18 protein-coding genes and 1 pseudogene are annotated in these 19,525 nt (G+C 72.0%); 11 read left to right on the top strand and 8 right to left on the bottom strand.

The window, feature by feature from the left end; all coding sequences use genetic code 11:
• Positions 1-414: 414 nt before the first annotated feature.
• Entirely contained in the window at positions 415-1,380 is a 966-nt protein-coding gene (locus tag J7I97_RS13475; protein WP_214934336.1) for a pirin family protein, read from the bottom strand.
• 116 nt (positions 1,381-1,496) lie between these two features.
• On the opposite strand from J7I97_RS13475, the gene J7I97_RS13470 reads away from it, so the two are divergent.
• From J7I97_RS13470 to J7I97_RS13445, 6 genes are all read left to right on the top strand, one after another.
• On the top strand, positions 1,497-1,847 hold the full coding sequence (locus J7I97_RS13470; RefSeq protein ID WP_214934332.1) for a tetratricopeptide repeat protein: 351 nt from the start codon (positions 1,497-1,499) through the stop codon (positions 1,845-1,847).
• Between the two features lie 90 nt (positions 1,848-1,937).
• The gene (locus tag J7I97_RS13465; RefSeq protein WP_214934471.1) at positions 1,938-3,125 is read left to right on the top strand and encodes a methyltransferase; all 1,188 of its coding nucleotides are present in this window, start codon (positions 1,938-1,940) and stop codon (positions 3,123-3,125) included.
• A 37-nt stretch (positions 3,126-3,162) separates the two neighbouring features.
• On the top strand, positions 3,163-3,918 hold the full coding sequence (locus J7I97_RS13460) for a MerR family transcriptional regulator (protein ID WP_308364150.1): 756 nt from the start codon (positions 3,163-3,165) through the stop codon (positions 3,916-3,918).
• Between the two features lie 107 nt (positions 3,919-4,025).
• Positions 4,026-4,646, top strand: a complete 621-nt coding sequence (locus J7I97_RS13455) for a DUF6230 family protein (RefSeq protein ID WP_214934329.1) — start codon at positions 4,026-4,028, stop codon at positions 4,644-4,646.
• Positions 4,637-5,098: a DUF6114 domain-containing protein gene (locus tag J7I97_RS13450; protein ID WP_251058773.1), complete on the top strand. Its 462-nt coding sequence runs from the start codon at positions 4,637-4,639 to the stop codon at positions 5,096-5,098. Before J7I97_RS13455 ends, J7I97_RS13450 begins: the two co-directional genes overlap by 10 nt.
• Entirely contained in the window at positions 5,095-5,745 is a 651-nt protein-coding gene (locus tag J7I97_RS13445) for a hypothetical protein (RefSeq protein ID WP_214934323.1), read from the top strand. Before J7I97_RS13450 ends, J7I97_RS13445 begins: the two co-directional genes overlap by 4 nt.
• 93 nt (positions 5,746-5,838) lie before the next feature.
• Here J7I97_RS13445 and J7I97_RS13440 read toward each other — a convergent pair.
• Positions 5,839-8,603 (bottom strand): annotated as a pseudogene (locus tag J7I97_RS13440) (penicillin acylase family protein).
• A gap of 263 nt (positions 8,604-8,866) precedes the next feature.
• Here J7I97_RS13440 and J7I97_RS13435 point away from each other — a divergent pair.
• A complete protein-coding gene (locus J7I97_RS13435; protein ID WP_214934320.1) occupies positions 8,867-9,220 on the top strand; it encodes a DUF2087 domain-containing protein in 354 nt (117 codons plus the stop codon).
• Here J7I97_RS13435 and J7I97_RS13430 read toward each other — a convergent pair.
• From J7I97_RS13430 to J7I97_RS13405, 6 genes are all read right to left on the bottom strand, one after another.
• Complete coding sequence (locus tag J7I97_RS13430) at positions 9,193-9,957, bottom strand: metallophosphoesterase (protein WP_214934317.1); 765 nt, start codon at positions 9,955-9,957, stop codon at positions 9,193-9,195. The two genes, J7I97_RS13435 and J7I97_RS13430, sit on opposite strands and share 28 nt — an antisense overlap.
• 272 nt (positions 9,958-10,229) lie before the next feature.
• Positions 10,230-11,660 (bottom strand): NAD(P)/FAD-dependent oxidoreductase, encoded by a 1,431-nt coding sequence (locus J7I97_RS13425; protein WP_214934314.1) that lies wholly within the window; start codon positions 11,658-11,660, stop codon positions 10,230-10,232.
• Between the two features lie 43 nt (positions 11,661-11,703).
• Positions 11,704-12,105: a thioredoxin family protein gene (locus J7I97_RS13420; protein ID WP_308364139.1), complete on the bottom strand. Its 402-nt coding sequence runs from the start codon at positions 12,103-12,105 to the stop codon at positions 11,704-11,706.
• A 178-nt stretch (positions 12,106-12,283) separates the two neighbouring features.
• Positions 12,284-13,723 (bottom strand): aldehyde dehydrogenase family protein, encoded by a 1,440-nt coding sequence (locus tag J7I97_RS13415; protein WP_214934311.1) that lies wholly within the window; start codon positions 13,721-13,723, stop codon positions 12,284-12,286.
• A gap of 182 nt (positions 13,724-13,905) precedes the next feature.
• Entirely contained in the window at positions 13,906-15,105 is a 1,200-nt protein-coding gene (locus tag J7I97_RS13410) for a thiolase family protein (protein ID WP_214934308.1), read from the bottom strand.
• A 199-nt stretch (positions 15,106-15,304) separates the two neighbouring features.
• Positions 15,305-16,312 carry a LacI family DNA-binding transcriptional regulator gene (locus J7I97_RS13405; protein ID WP_214934305.1) on the bottom strand — a complete coding sequence of 336 codons (1,008 nt, stop codon included), beginning with the start codon at positions 16,310-16,312 and terminating at the stop codon, positions 15,305-15,307.
• 146 nt (positions 16,313-16,458) lie between these two features.
• On the opposite strand from J7I97_RS13405, the gene J7I97_RS38445 reads away from it, so the two are divergent.
• The 4 genes from J7I97_RS38445 to J7I97_RS13390 form a co-directional block, all read left to right on the top strand.
• Positions 16,459-16,734 carry a hypothetical protein gene (locus J7I97_RS38445; RefSeq protein WP_251058772.1) on the top strand — a complete coding sequence of 92 codons (276 nt, stop codon included), beginning with the start codon at positions 16,459-16,461 and terminating at the stop codon, positions 16,732-16,734.
• Positions 16,731-17,240, top strand: a complete 510-nt coding sequence (locus tag J7I97_RS38440) for an MFS transporter (RefSeq protein ID WP_308369398.1) — start codon at positions 16,731-16,733, stop codon at positions 17,238-17,240. The genes J7I97_RS38445 and J7I97_RS38440 overlap by 4 nt, the downstream gene beginning before the upstream one ends.
• Positions 17,241-17,301: 61 nt before the next feature.
• Positions 17,302-18,000: an alpha/beta fold hydrolase gene (locus J7I97_RS13395; protein ID WP_214934303.1), complete on the top strand. Its 699-nt coding sequence runs from the start codon at positions 17,302-17,304 to the stop codon at positions 17,998-18,000.
• Between the two features lie 134 nt (positions 18,001-18,134).
• On the top strand, positions 18,135-19,525 hold a 1,391-nt coding region (locus J7I97_RS13390), incomplete at its 3' end, for an amidase (protein ID WP_214934300.1).

Genomic DNA, 19,525 nt, shown 5'->3' with positions numbered 1-19,525 from the left:
TAGGCCGCCGGCGGGCGCACGACGTTCGTCACAGCCTGGCGGAGGGGACTGAACAGGCGAGGGCGCTGTCACTTGTGCACAAGATCCGCCACGCACACTCCATCCACGGATCACACGCCCCGGCCGAGCCCGAAGGCCCGATCGTAGGAGCCGGCGGCGCAGTGGCGACCACCACTGTCCTTGGCAGGCAAGGGGACTCGACCAGCCAGCGGCCAGATCTAACTACTCGTCAGTAAAGTCAGCAAAAGGTCAGCATTCGTTCGACCAAACTTGGTAACAGCCTGCAACACATGAGAGTCGACCGCCGGTGTCGAAGGCTCTCGCACCATGCCCGGCGGCCTCCCCTGCAAAGTCAAAACCGGGAGGCCAGGAGCGAGCACCGCCCCTGGCCCTCGCCCCACACAGAGCAGCAGGTCAACGCACCCTTCCCCTCGCTTTCAGGTGCGTCGGCGGGAGTTCGGGAGCCGGAATCGGAGGGCCGTCAAAGCCCTTCACCTCACCGAATCGCGTCCCGTTCATCCAGTCTTCGCGAGCCCTCGCGATATCATCGTGTGACCGTCCGATCCAGTTCCAGAACATGACGATCTCCTCCTCGAACGGCTCGCCGCCCAGGAGCATCAGGCCCGCGTCCGAGAGCGCACGCAGTGGGAGTTCGGTGCGGCCGGAGCCCAGGTAGAGCATCGAGCCGGGGAGGACCGGGACGCCGTCGACGTGGGCCTCGCCCGACATGGACAGGACCGCGTACTCGAAGTCCGGGTCGAGCGGGAGCCGGGTCTCGGTGTCCGCCGCCAGTGCCAGGTCCGCGCCGACGATCGGGGAGTACGTGGATCCGGGCGAGGTCGCCGTGTCCAGGGTGCCCAGGATGACCGTCGCGGTCAGGCCGGGGGCGGTCACCTGCGGGAGCTCCGCGTGGTGCTGGAAGTGCGGTTCCACATGGCGGTGTGCGTCCGGGAGGGCCACCCACAGCTGGGCGCCGTGCAGGAAGCGGGCGTGCTGGCGCGGGCTCTCCTCGGAGTGGCTGATCCCGCGGCCGGAGGTCATCAGGCCCAGCTCGCGCGGGCGGACCGTCGCCAGGCTGCCCACGCTGTCGCGGTGCAGGACCTCGCCCTCGTGGAGCCAGCTCACGGTCTGGAGCCCGGCGTGCGGGTGCGGCGCGACCTGCATCCCGGGCTCGTCCGCGATGTCGTCGGGGCCGTAGTGGTCGACGAAGCACCAGGCGCCCACCATGCGGCGGCCCAGGTTCGGCAGGAGTCGGCGGACCTCGGTGGACTCCCCGAGTTTGACCGTACGCGGGCTGAGGAGCTCCCGTACGGGCTCGGCCACGACGAAACCGCGGCCGCCGCAGACGGAGAGAGCGGGCTGGCGATCGAGATTGCTCATGCCGCACAACTTAGCCCTGCCGCCCCCGCTCCGTTTCCTGGAATGTCCAGCCGTATCCGCGTGTTGGAGGCACCGGAAAGCACCGGACATCTCACCTGGACGGCGGAAGGGACGCGATGAACGCGCCTACGACGTACTACGAGCACGGGACGGCAGCCGAGCGCTGGGCGCGCGCCGGGCTCTTCTTCGAAGCGAAGGAGTACGCGCCCGTCGCACGCATCCTGGAGACACTGGCCGCCGAGGCCCCCGAGCAGCTGGCGCCCCGGCTGCTGCTGGCCCGCGCCTACTACCACTCCGCCCGGCTCTCCCGCGCCGAGCACGAGCTGCGCGTCATCCTGGAGCGCTGGCCGGTGGAGGACTACGCGCAGCTATTGCTCGGCCGGACACTGGAGCGCCAGGGCCGGGCCGCGGAGGCGGCCCCGCACCTGCGGATCGCCGCCGCCATGGCCGGAGAGTTCCCCGAGTAGGGCCGAGCGGGGCCGAGTGGACGGGGCCCCGGCCCCGCTCATGCGTGCCCGGGGCGTGCGCTCGGTTAGCCTGGGGGCAATATGAACCGTCTGACCACGCCTTTCGGCTCCTACGAGCTCACCCGTTTCCCCGAGGACCCGCGCGACCGGCTCCGTGCCTGGGACGCCGCCGACGAGTACCTCCTGCGCCACCTCGATGCCGGTACGGGGGAACGCGGGCCGGTGGACCCGGCCGGCGCTGGGCAGATCACCGTGCTCGGGGACCGCTGGGGGGCGCTGACGACGGCGCTGGCCGCCTACCACCCGACGCAGATCACCGATTCCTCCCTGACCCGCTCCGCCACCGCGGCGAATCTGGACCGCGCCGGAATCGGGACCTCCAAGAGCACGGTGACGCTGCTGACCACGCAGGACGCCCCGCCGGAGCGGATCGACGTGCTCCTCGTGCGGGTGCCCAAGAGCCTGGCGCTCCTGGAGGACCAGCTGTACCGGCTGGCCCCGCACGTGCACGCGGGCACCGTGGTGGTGGGCACCGGCATGATTAAGGAGATCCACACCTCCACGCTGCGCCTCTTCGAGAAGATCCTCGGCCCGACCAAGACCTCGCTCGCCGAGAAGAAGGCCCGGCTGATCTTCTGTACCCCTGACGCCCCCGGGGCCGTTCGCCCCACGGCCGCCGACCCGTGGCCAGTGACGTACACCGTGGACGAGGACGGCGGCTCGGGCGCCGGGCTGACCGTCGTCAACCACGCCGGGATCTTCTGCGCCGACCGGCTCGACGTCGGCACCCGGTTCTTCCTCCAGAACATCCCGACCAACACCGACGGGGCCCGGGTCGTGGACCTGGGCTGCGGCAACGGCGTCGTCGGCACGGCGGTCGCGGTCGCCGACCCGAACGCGGAGGTCGTGTTCGCGGACGAGTCGTACCAGGCGGTCGCCTCGGCCCGGGCGACGTACGAGGCCAATGTCCGGGGCGGCGGCGACCGCGCCCAGTTCCTCGTCGGCGACGGCGTCGCGATGCTGCCCGCGGGGTCGGTGGACCTCGTGCTGTGCAACCCGCCGTTCCACTCCCACCAGGCGACGACGGACGCAACGGCGCTGCGGATGTTCGCGCAGACCCGCAAGGCGCTGCGGCCGGGCGGCGAGCTGTGGGTGGTCGCCAACCGTCACATGGGCTACCACACGCACCTCAAGCGGCTCTACGGCAACAGCGAAGTCGTCGCGAGCGAGCCCAAGTTCGTGGTGCTGCGGGCCGTCAAGAGGCATGAGCGGCCGTAGGCCATGTGACCTGCCAGTACGTCCTACACTCGGCCGCGTGAGCAGCCAGGCACAGAGTGATGACACGGGCGCGGGGCGCTACCGCCGGGAGGAAGTGGCCCGGGCGGCGGGCGTCAAGGTGCGCAACCTGCGCTACTACCAGGAGCGCGGGCTGCTGCCGCCGCCGCGTCGGGAGGGCCGGATCGCCTGGTACTCCGACGACCACCTGACGCGGCTCCGGCTGATCAGCGACCTGCTGGGTCGGGGCTACACCGTCAACGGCATCGCCGAGCTGCTGCACGCGTGGGAGGAGGGTGGCGGCCTGTCCCAACTCCTGGGCCTGGAGCGGGCGATGACCCGGGACTGGGTGCAGGAGGAGCCGGTCACGATGACGCTGGCCGAGCTGCGCGCGCTGTTCGGGCCGGCGGCCACGGCCGAGGACACCCGGCGGGCCGCGGGGCTGGGGTACGTACGGGTCGACGGGGACCTGGTCACGCACCAGAGCCGGCGCCTGCTGGAGGCGACGCTGACACTGGTGCGGCAGGGCGTGCCGCTGGCGGAGATCCTGGACGCGGGGGACTTCGTACAGACCCAGGCGGCCGCGCTCGCGGACCGGTTCGTCGGGCTGTTCCGGCGGCATGTGATCGGCCCGGAGGGGTTGGAGCCACTTTCGGCCACGCAGCTGGATCACATCTCGGAGGCGGTGGCGGCGCTGCGGCCGGTGGCCGGCGAGGTCATGGCCGCCGAGTTCGCGCGGGCGATGGCCCGGCGGGTGGAGGCCGAGGTCGCCGAATTGCTGCGTACGGAGCAGTAGGAGTCGGCCGAAAAGGGGCACTCGCACAACCTTGCCAACCACCATTGGCACTCTTACATTCAACTCGTCGGTAACAACGGTGCACAGCCGATATAAGGGACGATCTCATGGCAGATTCCCCGCACTTACACGACGGCGGCGGGCGCGTGCGTTGGCGCCGTTTCGCCGTACTGACCGTGCCCGCCGTGGCCGTGACCGCGGGCCTCGGTATCGCCCTCGCACAGGGCGCGCTCGCCGCCTCCTTCGCCGTGTCGGGACAGCAGTTCAAGGTGTCGGCGAAGAGCCTGGAGGGCGAGGGCTTCGCCCAGTACGGCAGCGTCGACGTCAACGCCCGCGAGGAGCTCATCCCGGTGGCGGTCACCGCCATCAAGGAGGCCAAGCTCCACAGCCTCTGCCAGTCGGTGGTCACCTCGCTCCCGGTGATCGGCGACATCTCGCTCAACCTCACCGCCGGCCAGAAGACCCCGGTCGAGGCCAGCAACCTGTTCGTCGACGCGACCCAGCTCTCCGGCGACGCGGTCTTCAGCAACATCGAGATCGGTCGCGACGCCTCCACCCTCGACAAGGGTCCGGCGGAGGCGCAGGGCATGCAGGACCTGTTCGCCCAGCAGGCGGACACGGTCAGCATCACCAACCTCCAGCAGACGGCGTGGGCGACCAACGCCGGCACCTTCAAGCTCTCCGGGCTGAACATGAACATCAGCAAGGGCAAGAAGGAATGCTTCTGAGCCTCCGGCGGTGGGGGCGGTGGAGGCAGTGGAGGCGCAACAGACCTTTCTGGGGCGGGCTGTTCGCCATCCTGGCCGGGGCCTGGATCTGCGTCCTCCCGCTGGCACCACTGAAGATCATGCTCCAGCAGGGCGTGGCGGGAATACCGTCCGTCCTGATGGGGATCGTCATGATCGTGCTCGGCCTCACCGCCTGGTTCTCTCCCCCGCAGCGCAGCCTCGCCGGTGTCCTCACCACCCTCATCGCGACCGCCGCACTGGTCCTGTCGAACCTCGGCGGGTTCCTGATCGGCACCCTGCTCGGCATTCTCGGCGGCGGCCTGATGTTCGCCTGGCAGCCGCACACCGGGCGGCGCACGGGGGACACCGCCTCGTCCCCCGCCGCCGAAACCGCTCCCGCCCCCACCCCAGCTTCCACTGGGCACCACGATCCCCAAGGAGCACAGCCATGAGCCGCTCGCGTACCGCGCTCGCCCTCGGGATAGCCGCAGCCGGAGCCCTGTCGGTGGCCTCGGCCACCGCCACCGCCACGCCGTTACCGCTGGCCGGGTCGACCACCGTCACCCCGGCCGGCCACGCATTCCAGGCCACCCTGAGCGGGAAGGCCACCCTCAAGGCCGGCTCGGTGACGGTGACCTGCACGGTCTCCGTCGCCGCCGGTACGGTGCCGGCCGCCCCCGGCAACCAGAACCCGGCCGGACCGGTCTCGTCGCCGATCTCGGCGCCGACGTACAGCTCCTGCACCTCCAGCACCTGGGGCGTGACCCCCACGGTCACCACCAGCGGCGCCTGGACGGTGTCGATGCAGAACGGTTCACCGGTCACCGCCACCATGACCGTTCCGGTCGGCGGGCTGGTCGTGCACACGACCGGCCTGGCCAGCTGTACGGTCACCGCGGCGCCCACCGCCCCGGCGAACGTCGGCGGCACCTGGGCCAACGGCACCCCGTCGAGCCTGACCTTCACCAACGCGACCGTGCCGGTGACGGTCACCGGCGGATTCGGCTGCCCGACGAGCGCGACCTCGTCGACGTTCAACGCCGTTTACAAGGTCACCGACACCACCGACCCGGCGCAGCAGATCACCGTCGGGCCCTGATCCCGGCCCCGCACGAGGAGGCCCGCCGGCCCCGGAGCGATCCGGGACCGGCGGGCCTCCCCCGTGGGCGGGGTCTCAGCGGTGGGCGGGGTCTCAGCGGTGGGCCGGGAACTCCACCACCTGCTGGTACGTAGGCCGGTTCTGCCAGTTGATCTGGGGGTGGCTCAGCCCGCCGACCGGACGCTGGACGATCGAGTCCGCACACCACTGGTTCCCGGCCGCGCAGGTCCCGTCCGCCGGGTAGACGGCCGCGGGGGTCGCCGCGGCCGCCTGCTTCAACGTACCGGCCAGTGCGTCACGGCAGGCGGAGAGCACGCCCCCGCCGCAGTACACCTGCGACGGCGGATCGGCGACCGGGCGCCCCAGCACCATGCGCAGGTCCTCGTCGGCGTAGCTCCACCAGCCGTACTGAAAGGCCGACCCGGCATGCGAACCGGTGGGCCCGTGGCCCGCGTTGGGTGCCTCGTCGATGGTGAGCGAGGCGCGCAGGGCATCGTAGAGCGGGGTCCCGAGCCCGGGCTTGAACTCGGCCTCGATCAGCAGCGGCCACCAGGCGTCCATGATCCGGATGGCGTCCGCGTGCGCGTACGTCTTCGAACCCTGCGCGGTCTCCTTGCGCTTGGCACCGCTCGCCTGCCAGGCGGCCAGCTTGTCGGCCGCGGCGGTCACCGCCGGGTCGGTGCCGGGCTGGCTGCGCAGTACGGCGAGCAGCTCGGGCAGCAGGTTCTCGGCGCGCAGGTCGGTGACGGCAGCCTCGGCCATGGCCTGGGTGAGCTTGGCCCGGGTCACCCCGCCGGCCGCGACGAGCGGCTTGACGCGGCGGTCCAGGAGGTCGCCCCGGTGCACGGCGCCCATGCCGAAGCCCGCCGAACTGTAGTCCTTGGCCTGCTTGTTGTTCCAGGAGATGTAGTAGTCCTGTCCGATGGACTGCGGATGCTCCGCGGGCGGAGTGTAGGCGGCGGTGTTCGCGGCCGGGTCGAAGCCCTGCCACTCGTACTGCTGCCCGGCGTGCACCGGCAGCGCGGCGTCGACGCCGGCCGGGCGGACCGGGTTCAACCCGCTGTTGTAGTAGGCGGCTTCGCGCGAGTCGGCGTAGAACCAGTTGAAGGCGTAGCCGATGTGCTGCGCCGCCTGCTGGAAGGTGCGGGCGTCCTTGACGTACGAGGGGTGGTTCAGCATCTGGAAGCCGATGATCGAGTCGGCCTCGTGGCGGTACGTCGAGCGCAGCGCGGCGTAGGCGACGGGCTTGCCGCCGACGGCGGCCCGGTGGGTGACGATGCCGTAGTTGGTACGCCAGACCTGCATCCGGTAGGAGCCGGCCGGGGTGGAGTCGGCGACGGTGGACTTCCAGGCGTTGGTCTGCTCCAGCTTCTGCATGGGGGTGCAGGTCCCTCGGTAGAGGTAGTGCGCGCTGGCCTTGGTGGGAGCCCCGCCGCCCGGTTCGCAGAGCTCGAGGGCGAAGGTGTCGGTGATGTCCTGTCCGGCGGAGGTGGCGCTCCAGGCGTAGTCCTGGCCCCGGCCGAGCTGGACGTACATGCTGACGCCCGCGAAGGAGGCGCCGCGGGCGCTGATGCCGGGCCCCTGGAGTTCCTGGAGCATGAGGAGTTGGGGCGCGAGGTAGCCGGTCTGCGGGCCGAAGACGGCGATCGGGTGGCCGCTCGCGGTGTGCGCGCCGGAGACGAGCAGGGCATTGGACATGCTCTGCTTGACCGGCTTCGGGGGGTTGGCGGCGGCCGTGGTGGTGGCTGCGCCCGTACGGTCGTAGACGAGTTGCTCGGCGGTGACCGAGCCGGCGTCCGGGAGCGCGGTCCCCTGCGGGTTCGCGGGCTTCTGGGCGTACGGGAAGCTCGTCCCGTCGTGGACGGTGAGCACGGCCTCGGGGTCCTCGCGCTGGCGGAAGGACTCCCAGACGCGGGTGCCCTCCTCCAGCCCGTACTTCTGCTGCGCGGAGAGCAGGGACAGTGCGGCCTGCACCTCGCCGCCGCCACCGCCGCCGAACAGGCCGCCGACGACGGAGGCGAGGGCGATCAGGTCGGTGACCTTGAAGGGCTGGATCTCACCGGCGTTGGTGATGGAGTCGATGTGGCCGGTGAGGACGTACTCGCCGGGGAAGTAGCGGCCGTCCTTGGACTGCGTGCGGTAGGTGTTGATGCCGTCCACGTACGCCTGGGCGTCCTCCATCGCGAGCCGTCCGCGCTCGCCCTGAGTGGTGCGGATCCGGTCCACCTGGGCCTGGAGGTCGGCCTCGGTGTACGGGGCCTGCGGCCAGAACTGCTGCTCCAGGCCCTGGTTGGCGAGGGCGCCGCCGGCGAAGGGGGTCAGATTGCCGCGTCCGACGTGCCGGAAGAGGTCCATCTGCCAGAGGCGGTCCTGGGCGCGGCGAATCCCGCGCCGAAGGAAGTGCCGTAGCGGGTGGTCCCCTTGATGTGGGGGACGCCGGTCTTCTTGTCCCGGGTGATGGTGACGTCGGGGCGCGGGCTGCTGGTCGACTCGACCTGATCGGCGGGGACCCCGAACGAGGCGTCGTTGAAGAAGTCGTTGACCTTGGCGTCGGTGAGACCGGGATAGCCGGCCACCAGGGAGTCGTAGCACGCCAGTTGGTCGGAGGCGTGGGCGGGCATGGTGCCGAACGCCTTGTGCAGCAGGATCTGGGCGAGGGTGGCGTTGCCGTTCTGGCCGGGCGGCAGAATGTCGCCGCACTGGCTGCCGCAGCAGTCGGCGACGGGCAGCGGTACCGGGTCGTCCGCGCCGGCGGCGGCCGCGGCGACCGTCGGGGCGAGCGGGGAGAGCAGGGCGGCGCCGAGTGCTATCACCGTGGTGGCGACGGCAGTTCTCAGGCGGGCGGCGGGTCGTCGCATACGTGCTCCTCCGTGGGGGGCAGGAACCGGTCACGGGGAGGGTACTGGCGGGGACTACCGCTCAGTAAGATGAACGACCGTCACTTTTCACGGGGTTGGCGTTGACGTCGGAGTCCACGTCTTCGCCGACGTGATGACGGCCGCGTCGCGGACAGCGGTGGATCGGCCCTTGTGAACGCGCAGGGCACACCGCTCACCTGACGTGGGGGGCCCGGGGGAAATTCCGTTGCCCGGGGCGAGGGAGGTGGGCGAGGCTCCGTGACATGTCGCCACAGACCACCGAGCAACCCCAGCCCGAAGAGCCCCGGACCGAAGAGCCCCGCACCGAACAGCCCCACGCCGAAGAGCCCCGGACGCGGCGGGACGTCGCCGACCTCTTCGCCGGTGGACGCCTCAAGGCGATCCCGCGCAAGGCCGCCCGACGCGAGCAGCTGCTCGTCCACCTCTCCGGAACACTCTTCGCGCCGGACCGGGACTACACGGAGCCCGAGGTGAACGAAGCGCTGCGCACGGTCCACGAGGACTGCTCGGCGCTGCGGCGTTATCTGATCACCTCGGGCCTCCTCACCCGGACCCGGGACGGCAGCAGCTACCGGCGGGCCACGACCACCCGGTAGTGGGTCGTCAGCCGCCCGTCCTCGCCCAGCACATGGAACGCGACGGCGGGCGGCTCGTCGAGGTGGACGTGCGGGTCGGTCCCGCTCTCCGCCTCCCACGGGAGCCGGAGCGTGGACACCACACCGGGCGCCACCAGCAGCGGCCGCCCGGCGAAGGTGGTCGCGGCCGCGGTGTGGGCGTGCCCGCACAGGAAAGCCGTGAGGTGGGGGTGCCGCTCGGCCAGCGCCGCCAGCCGCTCCTCCCCGAACTGCCGGATCTCGTCGACGTACGGGGTGTGCAGAGGGACCGGCGGGTGGTGGAAGCCGACCAGGACCGGGGTCTCCGGCGGCGTGTCGCCGAGTACGCCGTCCAGCCAGGCCAGCGTGGACTCCTCCAGGAACCCGTGGTGTTCACCGGGGACGGAGGAGTCGCACACCGCGAGCACGAAGCCGTTCCCGCGCAGCACCTGGTCCACCGGCGCCACGGACGGGCCCGCCTCCCCCAGCAGACCCTGCCGGAAGGCCGCACGGACGTCGTGGTTGCCGGGGCAGACGACGAGCGGGTGCCGGGAGCGCAGCAGCCTCCCGGCCTCCTCGTACTCGGCGGGGGCTCCGTTATCGGCTATGTCCCCGCTCACCAGGACCGCGTCCAAGTCGTACGGCAGGCCGTCCAGGTACTCCATCACGGCGCGGGTACGGTCTGCGGCCCGCGCGTCGCCGTCGAGGTGGATGTCGCTGAGGTGTGCGATGACAATCACGGACGATGGCCCCTTCGTTCGGTGGTCCGGCCATTCAACAGGGCGGGGGCTGGGGCACCCAGGGCCAATCCGCCGCGGGCGGCCTGCCCCTACGGACCCGCCTCGGCTTCGGCTTCGGCTTTGGTCCGTCACCTTCCTGCTCGGCGTCCTGCTCGTCCTGGTCGTGCACGGCGAGGCGGCGCCGACCGCGTTCACGGCCGAGGAACTGAGCTCCCTGGTCGGGGTACTCGTCACGGCGCGGGAATCCGGTTTCGACCCGATGGTCTTCTTCGCTACCCCCGATACGTCTCCAGCAGCCTGAGCCAGATCTCACTGATCGTCGGGAATGCCGGAACCGCGTGCCACAGCCGCTCGATCGGAACCTCCCCCGCGACCGCGATCGTGGCCGCGTGCAGCAGTTCGGCCGCTCCCGGCCCGACGAAGGTGGCGCCGAGCAGGATCTCGCGGTCCAGGTCGACGACCATCCGGGCCTGGCCTCGGTACCCGTCGGCGTACAGGCCGGCGCCGGAGACCTTGCCGAGGTCGTAGTCGACGGCGCGCACCCGGTGCCCGGCCCGCTCCGCCTCGGCGAGGGTCAGCCCCACCGCCGCCGCCTCCGGGTCGGTGAACACGGCCTGCGGAAGGGCCCGCGTATCCGCCGTCGCCGCGTGCGCGCCCCAGTGGCCCGTGTCGAGCGTCGGGGTTCCGGCCGCGCGGGCGGCGATGGCGGCGCCCGCGATCCGGGCCTGGTACTTGCCCTGATGGGTGAGCAGAGCGCGGTGGTTGACGTCGCCGACGGCGTACAGCCAGTCGTGCCCGTTCACCCGGCAGCTGTCGTCGACCGCGATCCAGTCCCCGGGGGTCAGGCCCACGGTGTCCAGGCCGATGTCCTCGGTCCGCGGCGCGCGGCCGGTCGCCATCAGCAGCTCGTCGCCCTCCAGGGTCTCGCCGCCTTCGAGCACCACCGTGACGGGCCCGGTCGAGCCGTCCCGTACGACCGCCTCGACCGTGACCCCCGTACGGACCACCGCGCCGGCCTCGCGCAGCGCCTCGGCGACCAGCTCGCCCGCGAAGGGCTCCATCCGCGGCAGCAGCCCGGACCCCCGGACGAGCACGGTGACCTGCGAGCCGAGGGCCTGCCAGGCGGTGGCCATCTCCGCCGCCACCACCGAACCGCCGACGATCAGCAGCCGGCCGGGCGCCTGCTGGGCGGAGGTGGCCTCGCGGCTGGTCCAGGGCCGGGCCCCGGCGATTCCGGGCAGATCCGGGATCACGGCGCGGCTTCCGGTGGAGACGACCACCGCGTGCCGGGCGGAGAGCACGTGGTGCTCGCCCTCGGGGCTGGTGACGGCGACCTTGCGGATCCCGTAGAGGCGGCCGTGGCCCCGGTAGAGATGGGCGCCGATCGAGTCGAGCCAGTCGAGCTGGCCCTCGTCCTGCCAGTCGCCGGTCCAGTAGTCGCGGTGGGCGAACACGGCTGCGGTATCCAGCGGGCCGTCCACGGCTCCCGCGAGGCCGGGCACCCGGCGGGCGTCGGCCCGGGCGAGCACCGGGCGCAGCAGCGCCTTGCTCGGGACGCAGGCCCAGTACGAGCACTCCCCGCCCACGAGCTCGCTCTCCACCACGGCCGTGGTGAGCCCGGCGGCGCGGGTCCGGTCCACGATGTTCTCGCCGGCCGGTCCCCCGCCGAGCACCACGACGTCGTACTCCACGGCACCAGTCATACGGTCCAGTGTCACCGCAGGCCCAGGGCCGTGTCGCGCAATCTCAGGCGTCCGGCGTGCCGGATTCCCCGCCGTCCGTCGATGCGGCCTGGTCGGCGGCGATCTTGGCGCGCACCTCGTCCATGTCCAGCGCGCGGGCCTGCCCGATCAGGTCCGTCAGGGCCGCCTCCGGCAGCGCGCCGGGCTGCGCGAAGATGGCCACCTGGTCCCGGACGATCATCAGCGTGGGGATCGACGTGATCTGGAAGGCGCCGGCCAGCTCCGGCTGCGCCTCGGTGTCCACTTTGGCGAAGACCAGGTCGGGGTTGGCCTTCGCGGCCTTCTCGTAGACCGGGGCGAACTGCAGGCAGGGCCGGCACCACCCCGCCCAGAAATCGATCAGCACGAATGCGTTCTCGCTGACCGTCTGGTCGAAGTTCTCCTTGGTGAGCTCGACTGTAGCCACGGTTGTCCAGACCTCCTGAGTGCGTGTGGTGCTGCTCGGTGAACGAACGACCCGCCCCAGGCATTCCTGCCGGGGCGGGCCGACCTGGGCCTGGCGTCCGGAGCCGCCCTAGTGCCGTGGCCGGAANNGAGGTGCCGTGCCGGGCGTCGGGACCCGGCAAACCTTGCCGGCCACGGCACTAGAAAGGGTGGCCGGCGGGGGTGGTGCGGGTCGTGGTCCAGCGGAGTTCCGTGAAGGCGTCCAGGTTCGCCTCGCCGCCGAAGCGGGCTCCGGTGCCCGAGGCGCCGACTCCGCCGAACGGGGCCACGGCTTCGTCGTTCACGGTCTGGTCGTTGATGTGGGCGATCCCGGTCGGGATCCGCTCCGCCAGGTCCAGCCCGCGCGCCGCGTCGCCGGTCACGATCCCGAGCGAGAGCCCGTAGGGGCCCGCCGAAGCCAGCGCCACCGCCTCCTCCTCCGTCGCGAAGGACCGTACGGGCGCCACCGGGCCGAAGACCTCCTCCGCGTAGACGGGGGTGTCGTCGGCGACGCCGGCCAGCACGGTCGGGCGGTAGAAGAGCTCCCGGTGGGTGCCGCCCGCGACGAGCTTGGCCCCCTGCTCGGTGCTGGCCTCGACCAGGGCGTGCACCCGCTCCAGTTGGGTGCGGTCGATCAGCGGGCCCAGGTGTACCCGCTCGCGGTACGGGTCCCCCACCGCCAGCTCCTCGGCCCGCGCGGCGAGCCGCTCGACGTACTCGTCGTAGAGCGAGGCGTGGACAAGGTGGCGCCCGGCGGTCATGCAGATCTGGCCCTGGTGGAAGAAGGAGCCCCAGGAAGCCTGTGCGACGGCGGCCTCGATGTCGGCGTCCCGCAGGACGACGAGCGCGGAGTTGCCGCCCAACTCCAGGTGCGCTCGCTTGAGGTGACGGCCCGCCAGTTCTCCGACGGCCCGGCCGCTGGCCGTGGATCCGGTGAACGACACCACCCGTACCCGGGGGTCGGCGACGACCGCGGCACCCGTCTCGGCGCCGCCGGGCAGCACGTGCAGCAGCCCCGCCGGCAGACCGGCGGCCGCGAACACGGCGGCGAGGGCGAGGCCCCCGCACACGGCGGTACGCCGGTCCGGCTTGAGCAGCACCGCGTTGCCGAGCGCGAGCGCCGGCGCGACAGAGCGGATCGCCAGGATCAGGGGGGCGTTGAACGGGGCGACGACACCGACCACCCCGGCCGGGACCCGGCGGGTGAAGGAGAGCCGGGGCGCCTCGCTGGGCAGTACCTGCCCGGCCGGGCGCGAGGCCAGCGCGGCGGCCTCGTAGCACTCCTGGGCGGCGACGTGCAGCTCGAAGTCGCCCTTGCCGGGTATCGATCCGGACTCGCGCACCAGCCAGTCCCGCAACTCGTCGGCGTGCGTGGCGAACAGGTCTCCGGCGCGGCGCAGCACGGCCGCCCGCTCCAGGTGCGTGGCCCGCGCCCAGTCGCGCTGCGCGGCCTGGGCCCGTATCGCGGCCTCCGCCACATCGGCGGGCGCGGCGAGGTCGAGGGTGGCGAGGCTACGCCCGGTCGCGGGTTCGACGACCGGGGCGGTACCGCCGGTGAGAGTGGGTCCGTCCTGCCAGAGCGTCGGGTCGAGGAGCGGCATGGCGCGGGGCCTCCGGTGGGGATGGGCGGGGCGTGGCGGGGGGCGGCAGCACGCGCCATCGTGCCAGACCGGAGGCTCCACTTCTGTTCAGTTATTGGGCAGTTGACGGGGGTCCGTGACCGGAAATGATCGACGGCCCTCCATCGGGCTGCCGGGCTCCGGCAGGCCCCGCCGGGTCCGGTTCAGCGCTCCAGGACCAGCGCGATGCCCTGCCCGACGCCGATGCACAGCGCGGCCATACCCGTACCGGAGCCGGCCGCCGCGAGCTGGTGCGCGACCGAACCCGCGAGCCGGGCACCCGAGGCGCCGAGCGGGTGGCCGATCGCGATGGCCCCGCCGCGCGGGTTCACCACGGCCGGGTCCAGCTCCGGCCAGGACGCGAGGCAGCCCAACGCCTGTGCCGCGAAAGCCTCGTTGAGCTCGAACGCGGTGAGGTCGGCCAGCTCGCGGCCGGCCTTGGCGAGCGCCCGCTGGACGGCGTCGACCGGGCCGAGCCCGAACAGCTGCGGCTCGATCCCGGTGACCGCGGAGGCACTGATGCGGGCGAGCGGCTCCCGGCCGGTGGCCGCCAGCCCGGCCTCGTCCGTCAACAGCAGGGCGGCGGCGCCGTCGTTGAGCGGGGAGGCGTTCGCGGCCGTGACCGTGCCGGTGCCGTCCGTCCGGAAGGCGGGCTTGAGGCGGGCCAGCGCCTCGGGGGTGGAGCCCTCCCGGATGCACTCGTCGCGCACCAGGCCGACGCCCGGGTACGGGACGACCTCGTCGTCGAACAGTCCGGCGGCCCAGGCACCCGCGGCGTTGCGGTGGCTCTCCAGGGCGAAGAGGTCCTGCGCCTCGCGCGTGATCCCGTACTTGTCCGCGATGAGCTCGGCGCCCTCGCCGAGCGATCCGGTCCACTCCGCGGGCATCCGCGGGTTGGTCATCCGCCAGCCGAGGGTGGTGGACCACATCTCCTGGTGCCCGGCGGGGAAGGCCCGCTCGGGCTTCTGCACCACCCAGGGTGCACGCGACATCGACTCCACACCGCCCGCGATGGCGACGGAAGCGTCACCGAGCGCGATGGCCCGGGCCGCCTGGATCACGGCCTCCAGGCCGGAGCCGCAGAGCCGGTTGACGGTGACCCCGGGCACGGTCACCGGGAGCCCGGCCAGCAGTACGGCCATACGCGCGACATCGCGGTTGTCCTCGCCCGCGCCGTTGGCGTCCCCGAAGACCACGTCGTCGATGCGCGCCGGGTCCAGGTCGGGTGTACGGTCCACCAGCGCGCGGACCACATGGGCCGCCAGGTCGTCCGGCCGGACCCCGGCCAAGGCCCCGCCGAACTTGCCGATCGGGGTGCGGACGGCGTCGACGACGTACACGTCGCGGACGGTGCGGATGCTCATGGGGGCTCTCCTGCGCGGATCCGTACGGGCGGCGGCGATCCGGTGCCGGTGTCGGCACCCGGACACGACGCCGGGCGCGCCCGGTGGGGCGCGCCCGCAGTCTCCGTCTCCTCGTCACCGCCTGTCAACGGCTCAACGGCTCAAGGGCCGGATGCGGGCTACGGCCCCGGTGGCGGATGCGGGCTACGCCAGGGTGACATCAGGTCGAATCCCGGCGGATGGCCACGGCAGCCATCAGGTCGTGCCGCTCCGCGATCTCGGACGGCTCGCGCACCGCCCGGTCCACCAGGGAGGCAAGGTGGTCCCCGGTGGGCATCTTGATCTGCACCGTGCTCAGCCGGGGCCTCAGCAGCCGGCCGATGAGCAGGTCGTCCGCCCCCATGACGGCCACGTCCTCCGGGACGCGCAGGCCCTCGTCCTGGAAAGCGCGCATCAGCAGCATCGCGTACTCGTCGTTGTACGCGAAGACCGCGTCCAGGCCGAGCGAACTCCAGCGGGCCGCGAGCGCCGCGGCCGATTCCTCGGTGTAGGCCATCGGCAGCGCTTCGACCTCGGCACCGGCGGTGGAACGGGCGCCTGCCAGCCGGGGGGCGGAGAACAGCTCCAGCCCCTCCTCCTCGGGGACGACGACGCCGATCCGGCGGTGGCCCCGCTCGACCAGGTGGGCGGCGGCCCGCGCGCCGACCTCCGTCTGGTCCATGACCAGCGCGTGGGCGCCCGGCACGCTGACCGGGCCCAGCGTTATCACCGCGCGGGCGCCGGCCCGCTTGAGGGTGGCGACATTGTGCGCGGACAGGGTGATCTCGCCCAGGGAGATCACCGCGACCGGGCGTAGCTCGGCCCAGGCGCGCGCGGCCTCGTCCCCGGTGAGTCCGAGGCTGCCGTACTGGACCACGGTGTAGTCGAGGCGGCGCAGGGCCCACTGGAGCTCGTTGAGGAAGGCGCTGTAGAGCGGGCCGATCGGCACGTGCGAGGTGGGCAGCAGCACGATCCGAGTGTGTCCGGCGCGCAGGCTGCGGGCTGCGGCGTGCGGGACGTACCCGAGCTCCTCGGCGGCCTCCCGGACCTTGCGCCGGGTCGGCTCGCTGATGCGGACGGCTTCCGCGTTGTTCAGGACGTACGAGACCGTCGCGCGCGACACGCCGGCTAGGCGGGCCACGTCGGCGCTGGTCGGCACGGGGGACGGCGACTTCGATGACTGAGACATTGCCGTGGCATCTTTCCAGACCGGTTGCGCCCGGGGGCTAGCGAATGGCCGGAAACGAATGCTACACAGTAGTTACACGAGTCACTGACACGTGTCACCGCAATGTCGCACCCGGTTCACCGGATGTGTCGTTTCAGGTGTCCCGTGTGGCCGTGTGGCTGTGTGGCCGCGCGTCCCAACGTGCCGACACCGCCATGTACAGCCTGTACATCGGCGTCGTCGGCATCCTGCTCGCACTCCAGGTCGAACACATCGACCCGGCGAAGAAGGTCTCGAACTTCGGCCTGATCGCGGGGGTTTCGGCGATCTTCGCCACGGTCTTCAATCCGGTCGCCGGCGCCCTGTCCGACCGCAGCCGACGGCGCAATCCCTGGATCCTGGGCGGCGGGCTCGCCGCCATCCCAGCGGGTACTTCGCCGTGAGCGGCTACCAGCTGTACATCCTCCAGGATCACACGGTGCTGCCCGAGGCCATGGAGCCGGAGGCGGCGGTGGCCGTGATGATGCCGCTGACCAGCGTGGCCATGGTCGTCTCCACGGTCATGGGCGGCTACCTCTCCGACCGGTTCGACCGCCGCAAGCTCTTCGTCGGCGCCTCCGCCGCACTCTCGGCGATCGCCCTGGTGATCCCGGCCGTGTCGGCCAGCTGGACGGCCATGCTGGCCTTCGCGGTGGTCAACGGGCTCGCGTTCGGCTGCTACATGGCAGCGGACACCGCGCTGGTGACCATGGTGCTCCCGAAGGCGGAGGACGCGGCGCGCGACATGGGCGTACTGAACATCGCCAACGCCGGACCGCAGATCATCGCGCCGTTCATCGCCTCACTGATCGTCTCCATCAGCGGGGGTTACACCGCGCTGTTCATCATCGCGGCGGTCCTGGCGGTCGCGCGTGCGCTCGCGGTGAAGCCGATCCGCGGCGTGCGCTGATCTCCGCCTCATCAATACTTCAACCCCTCTTCGCCACAACCTCGTTGAGAAAGGCATCACCGTGCAGCTCCACACCCAGTCCTGGGGCGCAGGCGACCGCATCGCCCTGCTGATCCACGGCATCATGGCGGACCACCGGACCTGGCGCCGGGTCGGCCCCGCCCTCGCCGACCGCGGCTACCGCGTGATCGCCGTGGACCTTCGGGGCCACGGCGCCAGCGGCCGGGGCGAATACAGCCCGGAGACCTTCGCGGATGACCTGGTCGAGACGCTGCCGGCGCGCGCCGAGCTGGCCATCGGCCACTCGCTGGGCGGTCTGACCCTGTCGTACGCGGTGGACCGGCTGAGGCCGCGGCGCGCGGTGTTCTCCGACCCGGCGTGGCACCTCGGGCGCACCGCCGAGGGCATCGGGCCGGAGATGTTCGCGCAATTCAAGGCGACGGCGACCAAGGAGCGGGTCCAGGCGATGAACCCGCGCTGGGAGGAAGCGGACGTCGACATCGAGATGGAGACCCTGGCGGTCTGGGACGAGGCGACCGCTCTGAGCCTGGCTCCGCTGGTCGGCTCGGACCTGCTGCCGGCCGCGCCGGTGGTCCCTTCGCTCGTGCAGCTCGCCGACCCGAGCTTCCTGATCTCGCAGGAGCGGGCAGCGATCCTGAAGGGCCGTGGATTCGAGGTCCGTTCGGTGGCCGGAGCCGGGCACACCATCCACCGGGACGACTTCGACGGGTTCATGGCTTCGCTGGAGGGCTGGGTTTAGGGAGGGCTGGGTTTAGGGAGGGCTTCGACTGGCTTCGACCCGATTCACCGGCCCTGTTCATTGGGGGACCGCCCCGCTACTGTCTTCCTACTCAGCGGTAACGGGGAGGTCCGGTGTCGGTTCCGTCGGGTTCCATGCCTGTTGGCCTGGTGGAGATGGCGACCGCCCTCGCAGACGGCAGCGTGTCCGCACGTCAGTTGACCGAGCGTGCCCTGACCCGGATCGCTGCTTCCCAGCCCGGCCTCAACGCCTTCCGGACCGTACGCGCCGAGGCCGCGCTCGCCGAGGCGGACACGGCCGACCGGCGGCTGGCCGCCGGTGAGCGGCTGCCGCTGCTGGGCGTACCGCTCGCCGTCAAGGACGACATGGACGTGGCCGGGGAGTCGACCCCCTTCGGCTGCGCCGGGGACTTCCCGACGAAGACGGCCGACAGCGAAGCGGTACGAAGGCTCCGTGCGGCCGGCGCGGTGGTGCTCGGCAAGACCCAGACCCCGGAGCTGGGCCAGTGGCCCTTCACGGAGGGCCCCGCCTTCGGCGACACCCGCAACCCGTGGAACCGGGCCTACACCCCAGGCGGTTCCTCGGGCGGCTCGGCGGCCGCCGTGGCCGCGGGGCTGGTCCCTGCGGCACTGGGGTCCGACGGGGCGGGTTCGGTACGGATCCCCGCGGCCTGGACCCACCTGGTGGGTGTGAAACCGCAGCGCGGCCGCATTTCCACCTGGCCTGAGCCCGAGTCTTTTCACGGCCTCACGGTCAACGGCGTGCTGGCCCGCACCGTCGCCGACGCGGCCCTGCTGCTGGACGCGGCCAGCGGCCCCAACCCCGGCGACCTGCACCGTCCTCCGCGCATCTCGGCCGTCGAGGCGGCCCGACGCACGCCGCGCCGCCTGCGCATCGCCATGTCCTTCGGGATGGCCTTCACGGCGACGGCCAAGTCCCTGGATCCCGAAGTACGTTCGGCGGTGGAGAGAATCGCCGGGCGCCTGGAGTCGCTGGGCCACGAGGTGGTTCCGGAGGACCCGCGGTACGGCCTGATCGGGCTGACCTTCATGCCCCGGGCCACCGCGGGCATACGTGACTGGGCGTCCCGGGTGCCGGATCCCGAGCTGCTGGACCCGCGCACGCGGGAGGCGGTGCGCACGGGGCGGCGGCTGAGCGGACTGCCGCTGAGGGTGTCCCGACGGGCAGAGGGAACATTGCAGCGGCGGGTCGGGGAGATCTTCGACCGCTTCGACGTGGTCCTCACGCCGACGACGGCCACCCCACCCCTGCGGATCGGAGCACTGGCCGGGCTGGGAGCGCTGGACACGGACCGGGCGATGATCGCCGCCTGCCCGTACGCCTGGACGTGGAACGTCCTGGGCTGGCCGGGAGTCAACATCCCGGCGGGCCTGACGCGCAGCGACCTCCCGATGGGGGCTCAACTCCTGGGGCCGGGCCACTCGGAGCCCCTGCTGCTGTCCCTGGCTGCACAGCTGGAGGCGGCGGAGGGCTGGGCGGGGCGATGGCCGGCGGGGGCGGGGGC

The organism is Streptomyces sp. ISL-87 (assembly GCF_018614095.1).
Classification (GTDB): domain Bacteria; phylum Actinomycetota; class Actinomycetes; order Streptomycetales; family Streptomycetaceae; genus Streptomyces.
This window is presented reverse-complemented; position numbering and strand designations above follow the sequence as displayed.

Coding starts and splice junctions, on each gene's coding strand:
- J7I97_RS13475 (WP_214934336.1), bottom strand. CDS start 1,380: ATGAGCAATCTCGATCGCCAGCCCGCTCTCTCCGTCTGCGGCGGCCGC.
- J7I97_RS13470 (WP_214934332.1), top strand. CDS start 1,497: ATGAACGCGCCTACGACGTACTACGAGCACGGGACGGCAGCCGAGCGC.
- J7I97_RS13455 (WP_214934329.1), top strand. CDS start 4,026: ATGGCAGATTCCCCGCACTTACACGACGGCGGCGGGCGCGTGCGTTGG.
- J7I97_RS13450 (WP_251058773.1), top strand. CDS start 4,637: ATGCTTCTGAGCCTCCGGCGGTGGGGGCGGTGGAGGCAGTGGAGGCGC.
- J7I97_RS13445 (WP_214934323.1), top strand. CDS start 5,095: ATGAGCCGCTCGCGTACCGCGCTCGCCCTCGGGATAGCCGCAGCCGGA.
- J7I97_RS13435 (WP_214934320.1), top strand. CDS start 8,867: ATGTCGCCACAGACCACCGAGCAACCCCAGCCCGAAGAGCCCCGGACC.
- J7I97_RS13425 (WP_214934314.1), bottom strand. CDS start 11,660: ATGACTGGTGCCGTGGAGTACGACGTCGTGGTGCTCGGCGGGGGACCG.
- J7I97_RS13415 (WP_214934311.1), bottom strand. CDS start 13,723: ATGCCGCTCCTCGACCCGACGCTCTGGCAGGACGGACCCACTCTCACC.
- J7I97_RS13410 (WP_214934308.1), bottom strand. CDS start 15,105: ATGAGCATCCGCACCGTCCGCGACGTGTACGTCGTCGACGCCGTCCGC.
- J7I97_RS13405 (WP_214934305.1), bottom strand. CDS start 16,312: ATGTCTCAGTCATCGAAGTCGCCGTCCCCCGTGCCGACCAGCGCCGAC.